Annotated in this window: 9 protein-coding genes and 1 tRNA gene; 6 read left to right on the forward strand and 4 right to left on the reverse strand. The window is 55.6% G+C overall.

Annotated features, from left to right (window positions below):
• Positions 1–51: 51 nt before the first annotated feature.
• Both OHL22_RS20320 and OHL22_RS20325 read right to left on the reverse strand, forming a co-directional pair.
• Positions 52–1119 (reverse strand): GTP-binding protein, encoded by a 1068-nt coding sequence (locus OHL22_RS20320; RefSeq protein WP_263341416.1) that lies wholly within the window; start codon positions 1117–1119, stop codon positions 52–54.
• Positions 1116–3632 carry a non-lysosomal glucosylceramidase gene (locus tag OHL22_RS20325; RefSeq protein WP_263341418.1) on the reverse strand — a complete coding sequence of 839 codons (2517 nt, stop codon included), beginning with the start codon at positions 3630–3632 and terminating at the stop codon, positions 1116–1118. The genes OHL22_RS20320 and OHL22_RS20325 overlap by 4 nt, the downstream gene beginning before the upstream one ends.
• Positions 3633–4073: 441 nt before the next feature.
• Between OHL22_RS20325 and OHL22_RS20330 the strand changes: the two genes are divergently transcribed.
• From OHL22_RS20330 to OHL22_RS20350, 5 genes are all read left to right on the forward strand, one after another.
• Positions 4074–4147 (forward strand) — tRNA-Gln (locus OHL22_RS20330).
• A 247-nt stretch (positions 4148–4394) separates the two neighbouring features.
• Positions 4395–4943: a carboxymuconolactone decarboxylase family protein gene (locus OHL22_RS20335; RefSeq protein WP_263341420.1), complete on the forward strand. Its 549-nt coding sequence runs from the start codon at positions 4395–4397 to the stop codon at positions 4941–4943.
• Between the two features lie 72 nt (positions 4944–5015).
• Positions 5016–5804: a helix-turn-helix domain-containing protein gene (locus OHL22_RS20340; protein WP_263341422.1), complete on the forward strand. Its 789-nt coding sequence runs from the start codon at positions 5016–5018 to the stop codon at positions 5802–5804.
• The gene (locus OHL22_RS20345; protein WP_263341423.1) at positions 5801–6550 is read left to right on the forward strand and encodes a DJ-1/PfpI family protein; all 750 of its coding nucleotides are present in this window, start codon (positions 5801–5803) and stop codon (positions 6548–6550) included. The genes OHL22_RS20340 and OHL22_RS20345 overlap by 4 nt, the downstream gene beginning before the upstream one ends.
• 536 nt (positions 6551–7086) lie before the next feature.
• Positions 7087–10299 carry an NHL repeat-containing protein gene (locus tag OHL22_RS20350; protein ID WP_263341425.1) on the forward strand — a complete coding sequence of 1071 codons (3213 nt, stop codon included), beginning with the start codon at positions 7087–7089 and terminating at the stop codon, positions 10297–10299.
• A gap of 30 nt (positions 10300–10329) precedes the next feature.
• On the opposite strand, the gene OHL22_RS20355 is transcribed toward OHL22_RS20350, so the two are convergent.
• Together OHL22_RS20355 and uxuA are read right to left on the reverse strand one after the other, a co-directional pair.
• Positions 10330–11085, reverse strand: a complete 756-nt coding sequence (locus OHL22_RS20355; protein WP_263341427.1) for an SDR family NAD(P)-dependent oxidoreductase — start codon at positions 11083–11085, stop codon at positions 10330–10332.
• A complete protein-coding gene (uxuA, locus tag OHL22_RS20360) occupies positions 11070–12293 on the reverse strand; it encodes a mannonate dehydratase (RefSeq protein WP_263341428.1) in 1224 nt (407 codons plus the stop codon). The genes OHL22_RS20355 and uxuA overlap by 16 nt, the downstream gene beginning before the upstream one ends.
• A gap of 256 nt (positions 12294–12549) precedes the next feature.
• Here uxuA and OHL22_RS20365 point away from each other — a divergent pair, with 256 nt between their 5' ends.
• Complete coding sequence (locus OHL22_RS20365; protein ID WP_263341429.1) at positions 12550–13716, forward strand: substrate-binding domain-containing protein; 1167 nt, start codon at positions 12550–12552, stop codon at positions 13714–13716.
• The last annotated feature ends 196 nt before the right edge of the window (positions 13717–13912 follow it).

Here is a 13912-nt window from a genome sequence, read left to right on the forward strand (position 1 = left end):
GCCTCACGGAAGGTCATTCTCCGTGGGGCTTTTTCTTTTTACGCACAAGTGCTATGAGAGGACGGGAATACGCCGTTCTGGTTTTGGAGCGGCGGGGCTGAAACATGCAAGCTTTAGTTCCGACACTTCTCCTGGAAGAACGGCCACCTGTTCTTCGATGATGGCACGCACTTGCTCCGGCGATGCGGCTGCACGAAGATTGAGCAATAGTTCATGGTGTATGTCTGGCGAAGCGTCCAGGTCACCGTCCACCGTGGGTTCGTCTCCATTGGCACAGAGCGCGGCTTTGATCCATCCAGTGGAAGCGCGCGCAATCATTTTCAGATGGACGATCGGAATGTTCGCAGATGTAAGCGCATGATCGATGCCATCCAACAAAGGACCAGCCATCATGGCGGGAGATGCAGCGGCAGGAAGAGTTATTTTCAGACTGAGATTGAGCCACGCCAAGGCTGCTTCTGCTTGTGCGTATCGCTCATAATCGATGTCGAGAGATTGAGATCCAACGGTTAAAGTGCCACTCAATACTTCGTCTAACCACTCCGCAATCCCCTGCCCTGCTCTGGCGCTGATGCGACGGGTACGAACTCCGGGAATCTGCATTGCACTCGGATAGATATCTGCCTTTGTCATGCAAACAATATCCGCCTCCTGCAGCTGTTTCCGCCAAAGAAACTGCATATCGGAATCAATGTCAAGGCCCTGCATCGCTTCTACTCGTTTCGGGTCCACCAACACGGTGAAAGGAGCAACACGGCACAGTTCGAACTCCTGAAGCAGCGGGTTCAGAACGGTTGCGACCAGATCGGTGCAACTTCCTACTGGCTCGGCAAAGATAACTTCGGGCGCATAGTTGAGCAGATCAGCAATGGTTGAGCGCAAATCGGAAAGGCGGCAACAGAAGCAGCCTCCTGTGACCTCGCGTGAAGCGATTCCTCGCAGCTCTGCCTGGAGTGTGTCCACCAGTTCTTCGCTTTGATCATTGAGAATCGCGGCGCAGCGAATGTTACGGGCCTTCAGCATTCTGGCCGCTTCAAGAATGAGCGTTGTCTTACCTGCTCCAAGAAAACCGCCGACGAGCACAACCCATGGCTTGATGGATATTCGATGTTGGCTCATGCGCGAATCTCAATTTGAAGTGGGCTTTGTGGAGAAAGCGTGGCAGCTTCGGCGAGTGTGACGACGGTCCGTCCGGCCTTATCTTGCTGGCTACACTGCAAGGATGTGCTGCCGAGATGCGCGGTTATCTCGCGGCCTGAAGCGGCAATCTCATACGTACGGCAACGCAGCGTTCCGTGCAGCACGTTAATGCGCAGTTGTGTTGCTTGCGGACGTTTGCGAATGGAAAACGTGCCCCATCCGCTTGCCGCTGACCAGAAGCATTCGAAGCGATCACTGGAGACGCGTGGCACAACTGTGAGCGAACTTGATGGCCCATCATAGACGAATCCGCTCAAAGCAACGAATAGAGACCATGCGGACATGGCGCGCGCGTAATGATGGCCGCATTCGGCTTCGTCCCATGGATTGCGCTTTTCTCCGTCATAGCGCGCGCGTGACGTATGAACGATCTCAATGCCCTGCTCTTCCATTCCATACAACATCATTAACGTTGCGGCAGGATACTCGATCCCTGTCCAAGCCTCGGAGAAATACGGAAACGGAATTGTTGGCCGTTCGGCTTTGCCGTAATCGCAGACCACGACCGCAGCTTCATCATTCAAAACATAGGTGCGAGCTACATTGTCGTGATGTGCAACACTGCGCTTGTAGTTATAGCGATAGATCGACTGCAGTGCAGAGCGGATATGCTCCGATGACAGCAGCGGGTCCATGCCGCCGACGCTTGCGACGTATTGCCCTATGAGCTGATCGACGAAGCAACCCGATCCTACCTGGTATTCAGGATGCTCTGTATCCTCTGACCCCATGTCGCTGCGCAGGTTGGGAGCTATCTGATCTTTATGGAACCCGCGCACTTGCTGAATGTAGAATTCGCCGTTGAAGAGATTTGCGTCGATCCATTGACTGCCTTTTTCAAGGAGGCTGCGGTATCGCTGAGCTGACGCGTCGTCGCCTGCTGCATGCGCCATCTGCTCTGATGCGCGAAGCGCGGCAAGATAGTAGACACTGCACATGGGGTTCGGCCCATAGAACTCGACGTCGTAGGTATTGTGCTGCACTCCTTCAAAGACACCGTCGCGATTACTGTCCCAGCCGCCTTGAATCCATGCGAATTCAAGCGCCTTCTTGATGCGTGGCCAGTTTTCGTGCAGCCATGCGTTATCGCCCGAGAGCTTCCAGTCAAGCCACGCATGAACGATCTGCCCCATCTGTCCATCTGCGGCGGCGAATCCCCAGCGCGATTTTCCATCGGGAAGAGTCTGACGGAAATGAATCGCGCCGACATCATCCATGGAATAGCCGAATGCGCTCCTGCGCAGAGATCTTGCGAACGAAGGAAATAGAAACGGTGTTACCGTTTCATAGTTCCAGACGTGTGTGCAGTTGCCGAAGCAGCATCCGCGTGTGTCGTCGCTGCCCTCGAAGCCATGAAACTCTCCATCGGCAGTGCGAAAGCAGGTGGTTGTCGCGAGCGTAGACAAATTAGCGCTTGCCGCATCCTTTACAGCGGCGGGCAAGGTGCTGCTCCTCAGTGCATCTGCGAAGAGGCGCGTCTTCGCTTCAAGGCGCTCGAGATTCTCCGATGTATACACGACGGCCTGCCACGCATCGTGAAAGCGCGTCGCGTAGTAGTTTCCGATTACTGTCTTTTCTTCACCTGGAGGCGCATCCCAGCCGATCCAATCAGGCGTGCGGTTGGGAAAGTGCCATCCGAGAAGAAAGAGAAACTCCGCGCTGCCACCAGCGGCGATTGTTTGTTGCACGCAAAGAGCGGCAACCGAGTTGTGTGGATCGGGTTGGGCTCCGAGTTCACCACTCTTCGTGAATTGGTCCCAGAAGAGCAGCGGCGAATTCCACCATCGGCCAGCAGGCCAACCGGTCCAATACGAAAGCGTTCCATTCTTACCGGGCACGGCTGCCAGAGCGATGGTACCCGACATTGGATCTGCCTGAGTGAGCGTTGTATTTTGCATCAGCAATCCCTGCACGTGAGCTTCGGAACGGTAAGTATTGATGCGCTGCTGATCCGTGTCGCCATTGCGAATGGGATTGTCGAGTGAGAAGGCCACGCTTACTTTAGCCTGTGTGTGGCCTGGATTTTTTACTGTGTAGCGAAATACGGCCACGGGAAGTCCGGAATCATCCGGCTCGTGAGGAATAAAGGGAGAAAAGGCGTCCAGCGCAACTGTCACGGGCAAAGAGCGATCTTCAAAATCGATATGCGCCAGTGGGTACTCGCCGGTAAAGACTGCACCTTCGAGACGGCTCAAGCCGGGCACATTGTTTGAACCGAGGCCATCCTGCCCTTCATAAGGAGGCAGAATGCGCGATTCGAGGACGCGGGCCACGGGCTTCTCATTGCCCGCCTGCATCCAAATGGACGGAAATGCGTACGAAGGCCGAAAGCCTTTGTTGGGCCGGTTAAAAATCTCCCAGTCACGCAACTGACCGCGGCCGCCAAGAGCCACGCTGCCCGCTGCGACGCCACCAAGCGGAAAAGCGATCATGTGAAGCGCTCTGCCGCGAAAGACCCGAGGATACTCTGCAGGGAGGCGAGACGGAGCAACCTCTGAGGCCCTTGATTCAGGGTGCGCGGAAGGCGTGGCACCATGTAGTGCTGCTGATGCCTGCGCTGCGGTGCCTACAACACCCGCTGCTTTCTTAATGAAATCTCTTCTATCGATTTTGAGTTGATCTGCCATGTGCTCCGTTCTGCCTCAGACGGTCCGTTTTCAGCGTGCTGCAAAAGCGCCAAAGCAACGCACTCCACTTTACAGCCACGATGAGAGGATTCATGCGAGACGCGCTGGGGAGAAGACAATCGGTTAACGCCGATCGCCCCAATCATTGACCCGATCGCCGCCAACCCGTTAGGATAATGAAGTTGCTGCTTCTTCGAAAAACAGATTCGAGGTTGAGCCGGCAACCGCGTGGAAGTTTCTTTCTGTTGCCCCCTCGTTCAATGGTAGGACAGCTGACTCTGACTCAGCATATGGTGGTTCGAATCCATCGGGGGCAACCAATCTCTTTTGGAATCAATTAAATAGAAGATCCTTCATTTTGATAATCATCGAAATTTAGTCCAGGTTAGTCCAACTTGGACCAATTCTTGACAGACCGGATTCCCTGTACGGTCTCTTAATATCGGATAGATAGCTAGGCGCAGCGATTACATCGCAGGTAATTGCTGCGATTTTCATGCTGGGCGATAGTAGGCATGTAGCCGAACGGGATGTCCCGTAACGCTGCGGATCAATAAAGGAGAATACATGCCGAACTATCCAGTTCATACGATCGCCTCAGCACCGGAGGGTTCGAAGCCGGCGCTCGAACAGCTCAAGAAGGCTTTCGGTGTTTTGCCGAACCTTCCCGCAGTCATCGCAAATTCACCGAAACTCATCAACTCCCTCGTTGGCCTGTTTGGGCAGGTGCATAGCCCAGGACTCAGCGAGGCGGAAAATCAGATCGTTCTGCTGACGGACGCGGTCACGAATTCGAGCACCTACGCAGTAGCGTTCCACACGGCGTTGGCTCTCCAGCAGGGAATCAGTTCTGAGGAGACAACCGCAATTCGTGAGCGACGCTTACCCGCAGACAAACGATTTGCGGCGCTTTCAGCACTGGCAAAGGCGCTGATTGAAAAACGCGGGCACCTGAGTGAGCAGGAACTTGACTCATTTATTGCTGCGGGCTTCACGAAGGAGCAGGTCCTGGAAGTTATCGCTATTGTGGCGGCATCGACGATCACCAACTACACCGGAACTATCGGCAATCCGCCGTTAGAAGAATCCTTCCGGCAGTACTCCTGGCAGAGTTGAGCGCGGAGAACGAAGACCAACGTATCTGCTGTTCATGCTGCTTTGTTCAATCCTTCGAAGGAGGAGATCGTGGTGGGAACGCAAACTGCATTAACTGTTCCTCAGCTTGGCGAACTGCTGCGCTACTGGAGACAGGAGCGCGGCAAGAGTCAACTCGACCTCTCGATGGATACCGGCTTCTCGCAACGCCATCTGAGTTTTGTGGAAAGCGGGCGCAGCGCTCCAAGCCGGGATTTTCTTTCCATCGTCTCCGATGCTCTAAACATTCCTCTCCGCGAGCGCAATGTTCTCTTGCTGGCGTCGGGATTCGCTCCGCAGTTCAGCGAGCAAAGCATCGACGCCGGGCAGTTGGAGGTCGTGACGCGGGCCATCGATCGAATGTTGCAGCAGCATGAGCCACACCCGGCATTGGTGCTCGACCGGTATTGGAATGTGATTCGGACGAATGAGGCCGCGCCGCGATTCTTTGGATCGTTTATAGATATGGAGAAGAGACCTAAGCCGCGTAATCTTCTCCATTTGATGTTCGATCCCGCAGGAATGCGGCCCTTTGTTGAGGAGTGGGAAAGGGTCGCGTCCGGTTTGTTGCAAAGGATTCGACGGGAAGCGGTAGGGCAGGTAGTGGATGCGAAATTGCAGGAGTTACTGAATAAGCTGCGGGAGTATCCAGGTGTTTCAGCGCTAAAACCATTACTCACGCCGCAAAGTCCGGTATTACCGATTGTGTTTCGAAAAGGCAATCAACGATTCTCGTACTTCTCTTTGATCACAACCGTCGGTACACCGCAGTGCATCACGGCGCAGGAACTGCGCGTGGAGTGCATGTTTCCGACAGAGACGGAGGAAAAATCGGCGTCATGAGTATTCCCTTATTTGTCAGCGAGAGATCACGTCCGAAAGTCACAACGCTGCCGCTTTCTGTGGGCTGCCTCATCTTCGAGCGAATGGATCAGATTGACTTCACAGGACCGTTCGAAGTCCTTTCGCGTATGCCGGACACAACGATCCACGTCATCGGAAAGGACGCTGCGCCTGTTCGCGACGTGCAAGGGCTTCGACTTTCGCCGGATGTGAGCATTGCGGAAGCTGGGCTCTTCGATGTTCTGGTCGTGCCTGGTGGTTATGGACAGCAGGTACTCATGCACGACGAAGAAGTGCTTGGACTGATCCGCAAACACATTCAGAATGAGAAGCTGGTGTTTTCAGTCTGCACTGGAGCGTTGCTTTGCGGTGCGGCGGATGTGCTCGTGGGTAGACAGGTGACGACACACTGGTCTGCACGGCACCTGATGCCGCACTACGGTGCGGATCTTGTGGATGCAAGAGTCGCCGTAGACGGCAACATCATCAGCGCCGCCGGCGTGACAGCCGGACTGGATGCAGCTCTTGTGCTGGTCTCACTTCTGAGAGGAGATGCGGCTGCTCAAGAGATCCAACTCGCAATTGAATACTCGCCTGCGCCTGTTTTCCATAGCGGAAGTCCGCACACTGCTCCGGCTGACGTGGTCCAGAGCTTCCAGAAAAAGTATGAACCCATAGGAGCCGCGAGAGAAGCGGAAGCGATTCGCTATGCGGCGAGCAGTGTAGCCTCTCGCAGCGGAAGCTGACACCAAGACGCTCGAAAGGTATCCGGCGATGATGTCTTAATCGATACCAATGAACGATCGCTCCGTCATGGAGAGTTTTCTCCCTCTTTTCTCGCAAGCTGCAGTGGATGACCTGCGCTCGCCTGCAAAAGACGCGATAGTCGGAAACCGCAAGCAGCACCGGAGGGGATGGCCTACGAAGCCGACACGGTCGGAGGTATTTCTCCGGCACGTGGTGTCACCCTGAAATGCGCGTCAAGACGCACGCTTAGAAGAGGTTGCGCTGCAGGCCCCAGGTACCTTTTACACATGTATTGCAGTGCGAGATGCAGCCTGCTCGTGGGCTTTCTGTCAGCACTCTGCAAAAAAGCCTAGCATCTCATCTTTTTAGCGCTTCTAGAGAGGCTCTTCGATAATCTCGATTGTGTGAAACGTGAGACAGAATTGGATATGCTCACCCAAGTCTCGCTATCTTCTCGCGGAGGAGATAGTGTTTCTCCGATTGTTGCGATGCGCTTTCAGGCGCCCGGCTGTACGAAGAACCACTTTGGAGATGTATGCACTGTGCCCTGACACGCACCCCTGCAACACTTATTGCAATCGGTATTCTGTCTTTCTCCTCGCTCCTTGTGGCTCAAAAGATAAATTCACAGCCATCAGCTTCAGCTGTCCCTATCTCCATTCCCTATGAATCAACGCAGGATGGCCTGCTCACTCTCTTGATTGAGGATGAACACGGCAACCGTGTCAAAAACCTGGTCGCTGACTATCCAGTCCACACGGGCCATAACACGATTCCCTGGGATGGAAGTTCTCTCAATGGCGTTGCCCTCCCTGGCCGCTATCGTATCAGTGGCCTCTTTCATCAACGCATCGTTCCACGCCTTCAGTACTCCATCTACTCTCCCGGCACTCCACCCTGGCCTACTGCCGATGGCACCGGTGCATGGCTCGCGGACCATACCGCTCCTGCCTCCGCGCTCTTTCTTCCTGAAGGCAGCCCGTGGCCGACCCACTCCACCCAACCAGAGATACTGCTTGGAGCTCAAGCAGCCGAGGCCGGTCACGCGCTGATGTGGACCGATCTGAATGGCCGCAAGCTTGACGGCATCAAGATCCGCGGCTGGAACGGCGGTGTCGCGCTTGCCCGTGACATTGGCCCAAATCGAAATCCGGACCACGTTGCCTACACGGTCTACGTCGTCAACCCCAGCCGTGACTTCGGCAAAACCGATCCCGGCGCACTCCAGGTCTATATCTTTACCAAGTCGGGCCTCACGCCACTCGAAAAGGTTGTTGGCGGTATCCAGATTCACGATGCCTTTCGCGAACTCGTTGGCCTCGGAGCCTTCAATGGTCTACTTCTGCTCTCGAATCCAGCAGCTAACGAGATTATTGCCTTCGATGTTCGCCATAACGCACAGGTCTCCTTCGCAAAAATCAAGCTTCCTCATCTTGGCTCTCTCAGTTTTGAACCTGATGGTCATCTGCTGGTCACAACAGACGGCGCGATCACGCGCTTCACTGTGGTCAACGACTGGCGCTCTCTCCAACTCACCAATCCGCAGATCATCGTCCCTGCCTCTGCACTCGAATCACCTAAACAGATCATCGAATCCGATCGCGAGATATACGTTACGGACTGGGGCTCGAGCCACCAGGTCAAGGTCTTTTCCGCCGATACCGGCAAGCAGCTACGCACCATTGGACATCGTGGCGGTCCTCAACTCGGCGCCTACGACGAGCAGCGCATGGCCCACCCTATGGGCATGACGATCGATTCCAACGGCGTCCTCTGGGTAGCTGAAGAGGACTACCTGCCCAAGCGAATCAGCCGCTGGGATGCTAAGACCGGCCGCTTCCTCAACGCCTGGTACGGCCCCACGCAATATGGTGGCGGCGGCTTCGCTGATCCGCATGATCTCTATCGCGCCTACTATCCTTCGATTGGCAATCCCGGAAGCATGGGCCTGCTTGAGTTTCGCGTCGACCCCGCAACCGGCAGCTCGCGTCTCACTGCTGTGCGCTATCGTTTTCCTGACCCGCTCAACGACATCATCAGCTACGGCGGCTACGCGCCCAAGCCCATCTTCTTTCCGAACGACATGATCCCCGCCGGCTCGCATGGCGGCATTACTCCTGCTCAGACCTTCTATCGCGGTGACCATCAATACTTCACTGACTCCTACAACACTTACTGGTACAACCAGACGACCGTCACCACGCTCTGGATACTTGAAGATGGCATCTGCCGTCCGATTGCGAGCGCCGGCTGGGTTGGATCAGGGCCTCATCACTGGACCACACTCGATCAACCCGAGATCCGCCGAAGGATTCCGGCAGGAGATCCTGATCAGACCTTCTTCGTCTGGACCGATCGGAATCACGACCACGCTGTTCAAGCCGATGAAGTTCAGTTCTCACGCCCTGCTGTTCCTGGCTCAGCAGGTGTCGTCTTTCAGCCTGATCTCTCCGTTATCAGCGGCGGCCCGTATCATTTGCCCACAGCCTCTATCGACGCTGCAGGCGTCCCCAGCTACGATCTCAGCAAGTTAGCGCTCGTCTCCAACTCCCCAGTCACCGGTGAGGTCGCGCTCAGTCCTGATGGCTGGTTTCTTGCCGGCATGAGTGGCTACAAAGACGGCCATCTGCGCTGGACACTCTCCACTCGATCTTCCTCGGTCCCGCCCTCAGGTCCCGGAGATATACAGGACCCCAAGCGCATGCTCGGTTATCCGGTACGCCCAGCTGCTGGTGAGGCCGGCTATCTGGTTGCCCGTTACTCCTACATGGGCGAGATCTATATCTACACAGTCGATGGTCTGCTCGTTGCCACTCTGGGCGGTGACACGCGCTTGTCTCCTTTCTGGCCCTACCCGCAACAGAAACTCGGTATGGAAATCACAGGCCTCAGCTTCGACGCAGAGCAGTTCTGGCCTTTCATGTTCGGCAACGATGACGGCAATGTTTACGTTGCCATCGGCAAATGGCACACCTCCGTCGTGCGCCTCGATGGACTGGACTCCATCCAGCGCGTTGACCTCGGCTCCATCGTTGTCAGCAAAGATGAGCTTGATGAGACCGCACCACTCCGTGTCGAATCTCTCTCGCGTGAGAGGTTAAAGACTGAAGTTGATGTTCACCATCTCGACGCATCCCCTAGCGCCTCGCCCGAAAGCTGGCCTGCTAAAGACTGGGCAGCTATCGATAAAAATTCTTCATTTCAGCTCGATACTGACGGCAAGAATCTGATCGTCGCCTATCGTACTAATCAGCCCGATCTGCTGCGTAACTCTGCAACCGAATTCCCCTTTGCCTTCACGCAGGGCGGTGGCCTTGACCTGATGGTGCGTGCCTCCGGATCGAGCGACGATCGCCATGTCGCAACAGGCGATGCCCGCATCTTCGTTACGCGCCGCAACGGCAAGTTGCTTGCCGTCCTCTATCGCCAGAAGACCGACAAACCGGGCAACCGCGTCACCTTTGCCTCACCCATTGGTGAAGTTGTCTTCGACGATGTCGAGGACATCAGCGATCGCGTGGCGCTTACTTCCAACAATGGCTTTTACCAGCTCTCCGTGCCGTTGTCACTGCTTGGCCTCGAGCCATCTCCTGGTAAACAGTATCGCGGCGATGTGGGTCTCGTGCTCAGCGACGGCACACGCGCGCAGGCACGTGTTTATTGGCACAACAAGGCCGACGCCATGACCGCGGATGTCCCCAGCGAAGCACGTTTGAACCCCAGTCAATGGGGTATCTTCCGTTTCTGAGTTCCTGCGTTTGAATCTCAGATTGGCGCTCTACAGCCGCACTGCAAGCTGCGCCAGCAGTCCGCCGTCTGCCCTGTACGATGCGCCTGTAATGAACGAGGCCTTTTCGCTCAGCAGAAACGCAATCAGATTCGCGATCTCATCCGCATGCGCCACGCGCCCCAGCGGGTGATTCTCTCCCCACTGCTGTAGCGTCTGCTCGAGCCCATTCGTCCCGCCGAACCGCTCTGCCGACGAGCGTACCATCGGCGTATCAACTGTTCCCGGCAGCACTGCATTCACGCGAATATTGTCCTTTGCATGATCGACCGCCATCGCGCGCGTCAGCGCCTCCAGAGTGCCTTTACTGGCCGCATACGCCGCAACACCTTCCTGGCATGCAAGCGCCTGCACTGACGACACCAGCACAATCGCACCGCCGTTACGCATCTCTGGAATCGCCGCGCGGCATGCCAGAAAGGCTCCGCGTGCATTGGTCGCCTGCACCATATCGTATTCTTCAATCGACGTGCTCACGACCGAGCCATAGTGCTGAATCCCAGCGCTGTAAACCAGCCAGTCGAGGGGTACATCCGTGGCCGCCCGGCGTACTGCTTCAGCTACCTGTTCTGCTTCTCGCACATCGCAGTGGATATACTGGGCCGATCCCTCGTCCGATCCGTTGGGTCTGCGCACATCGGCAATCGAGACCCTCCCTCCCTGCTCCATCATGAGCCGGGCCGTAGCCCATCCAATACCCGAAGCTCCGCCGAAGATCAGCGCGTTCTTATTCAGGGAATTCTGCATTCCTGCTCAACTTTCATTATCAGTCGTTCAGCCATCATAAAGGCTCCACGCAATTCCGCCAGGCCGCGTAAACGTCCCACCGCTGGATATGCCGGGGAAGCCCCGCGCTCCGTGTCGTTCAAAAGCTCTTGTCCGTGATCGGCACGAAACGGCAGGCTGCGATCATCTCCATGCAATTCGCGCCGATGCTTCTCCCGAACAACCTCGATCATGATGCCAATGAGATCCGCATCTCCTTCCAGGTGTGTCGCCTCAAAGAACGACTCCATGCCCGCCACCGAATTCTGTTCACGCTCAGTCGAGCGAAGATGCAGAAATCCAATGCGTGGAGCAAACTCAGTAACCATCGCTCGCAGATCGTTGTCTGCCCTGACGCCGAGCGCTCCGGTGCAAAGGGTCAATGAATTTGCGTCTCCTGGATACTGATCGAGAATCCAACGCAGATCCTTTGCAGTACTCACAACTCTCGGCAGCCCCAACAGTGGCCGCGGTGGGTCATCCGGATGAATACAGAGCCTTACGCCGTACTCTTCCGCTACCGGACCAACGGTCTGAAGAAACTCACCAAGTGAGCCGCGAAGCTCGTCGCGGGAGACACCCTCGTAACTTCGTAACATCTCCGACGTCTCCTCTATTGTCAGTTGCCGATGGCCGCCCGGCAATCCATGCAGAATTGTCGCGCGCAGCGTATCCGCTTCCGCTGGAGAAAGCTGCCGGAAGTACTTATAAGCCGCGCGACTCGCATCCTCGCCCCACTCCTCCTCCGCATGAGCTCGCTTCAGCATGTACAGATCAAAGGCCGCAAACGCCAGCGCATCAAACCGCGTTGTGTATCCACCCTTTGGCGCCGGCGCATGCAGATTTGTCCTCATCCAGCTGAAAAGTGGCATCCAGTTGTAGGCGATCGTTCGGATGCCGCAGCTCGCGAGATTGCGAACAGACTGGGCAAAACTCTCTATATCTTTCGGCCATCCAGGCGCTCGCGTCTTGATGCGTTCCGTCACTTCAAGGCTTTCGACGACCGTCCACTCCAGTCCCGCCGCGCGAACCTCACTCTGACGTTTCGTGATCGCCTCGACAGACCACACTTCGCCTTGCGGTAACTCGTGCAGAGCTGTGACGATTCCGACCGCTCCGGCTTCTTTGGCATCTCGCAGAGTGACACGATCTCCGGGGCCAAACCAACGCCATGTCTGCTCCAGTAGCATTGCTACCTTTCCTGAAAGGGATCATTCATCGTGCAGTGATGATCTTCCCGTTTGCCTGTATTGCATGGATTGCGATTAACTTTCTCATGAACGGCTCAAGAGCGCGAACCGATCACCCTTATCAGTCCTGTCATGTTAAAGCGCAGAAAGCATCGCAAGAAAACGCAATAAAATCAAGAAATAAGTATTTTGCATTGCGAAACAGAGTCAGGCAATAGGCCTTGCTTTAAAAAATGCGATCGGCATCGAGGTACTAATGAAATCAGCTTCCAAGATTACCCACAAAGCCACCAGTGCTAAGCGTGGATATACCGTTCAAGCCGTGGTTCGCGCCGCTGCTATCCTCAATGCCTTTCAATCCACCTCTGAAGTGCTCGATCTCCGCGTCATTGCTTCGCGTGTTGGTCTGCATAAAGCAACTACCTTTCGCCTGCTTGAAACGCTGGTTGAGACACATCTGATCGAGAGAGCGGGTAAGCAAGGCTATCGCTGCTGTGTCCAGCCAGCTCGCACCAAGCGCTACCGCATAGGCTACGGATCGCAAACCAGTTTGCTCCCCTTTACCGCGACGGTCAGCGATGGACTCGTTGTAGCCGCGAACGCTGCAAACATAGACCTGTTTGTCCTGAACAACGGCCTGAGCCCTCGTGTCGCGCTGCAGAACGCAGACACCTTCGTTGCCGAAAGGGTCGACCTCGTCGTCGACTCCCAGATCAATATCGGCGTCGCGGCAGAGATCGCAGTGAAGTTTTCCGAAGCACGCATCCCCTTCATTGCGCTCGATATTCCTCATCCTGGCGCAATCTACTTCGGCGCGGACAACTATAAGGCTGGCCGCATGGCTGGCCGTCATCTCGCTCGATGGGCGACAAAGAACTGGAAGAACGGTCCAGAACAGATCATTCTCCTCGGGGTCGACGCGGCTGGCCCTTTGCTCAATGCAAGACTAACGGGCGTACTCGACGGCATCAATGAGGTCAGCACTTTGGGGCACAATATCCCCACGCATCACTACGACACGAAAGGCGGCCAGTTTGAAGCCACGCTCGACATCATGCGCCGCCACATTCGCCGCAGAAAACCTGAACGCGCGCTCGTTGGAGCCGTCAACGACTCAACAGCTCTGGGAGCGCTCCAGGCTTTCCGCGAAGCGGGTATCGAGCGCTCCTGCGCCATCGCCGGACAAGACGGAAGCCTTGCAGCGCGCGAAGAGATGCGGCGGCCTTCAACCCGTTTGATTTGTTCGGTCGCCTACTTTCCCGAGACATACGGAGAGAGGATCATCCGGCTGGCGCTTGACGTGCTCAAACATAAGCCAGTTGCCCCCGCTGTCTTTGTTCAGCACGAGCTTCTCACTCCGCAGAATGTCGACCAGATATACCCCAACGACACGTGGATGAAATCCTCTCCAGAGCGCATTTGAGTCCGTTGGAAAGACCTCAGAATGGTCGATATTTGTCTCGTTCTGCGAGATATGTGAGCTGATTTTTCTGCAATCTTTTCATTATCCGTAAAACTAGATTCGGCCTTTAAACATGTATTAAAACACTGAAATTACGCGCCAGGCTCTCTTTACACATTGCAGATAATTCATCTCGCAGATCGAGACAATGAGATGA

Source organism: Acidicapsa dinghuensis (genome assembly GCF_025685685.1).
Classification (GTDB): Bacteria; Acidobacteriota; Terriglobia; order Terriglobales; family Acidobacteriaceae; genus Acidicapsa; species Acidicapsa dinghuensis.

Bases quoted from the DNA above. Each gene is read 5' to 3' on its own strand.
- OHL22_RS20320 (WP_263341416.1), bottom strand. From the start codon at position 1,119: ATGAGCCAACATCGAATATCCATCAAGCCATGGGTTGTGCTCGTCGGC.
- OHL22_RS20325 (WP_263341418.1), bottom strand. From the start codon at position 3,632: ATGATCGCTTTTCCGCTTGGTGGCGTCGCAGCGGGCAGCGTGGCTCTT.
- OHL22_RS20335 (WP_263341420.1), top strand. From the start codon at position 4,395: ATGCCGAACTATCCAGTTCATACGATCGCCTCAGCACCGGAGGGTTCG.
- OHL22_RS20345 (WP_263341423.1), top strand. From the start codon at position 5,801: ATGAGTATTCCCTTATTTGTCAGCGAGAGATCACGTCCGAAAGTCACA.
- OHL22_RS20350 (WP_263341425.1), top strand. From the start codon at position 7,087: ATGCACTGTGCCCTGACACGCACCCCTGCAACACTTATTGCAATCGGT.
- OHL22_RS20355 (WP_263341427.1), bottom strand. From the start codon at position 11,085: ATGCAGAATTCCCTGAATAAGAACGCGCTGATCTTCGGCGGAGCTTCG.
- uxuA (WP_263341428.1), bottom strand. From the start codon at position 12,293: ATGCTACTGGAGCAGACATGGCGTTGGTTTGGCCCCGGAGATCGTGTC.
- OHL22_RS20365 (WP_263341429.1), top strand. From the start codon at position 12,550: ATGAAATCAGCTTCCAAGATTACCCACAAAGCCACCAGTGCTAAGCGT.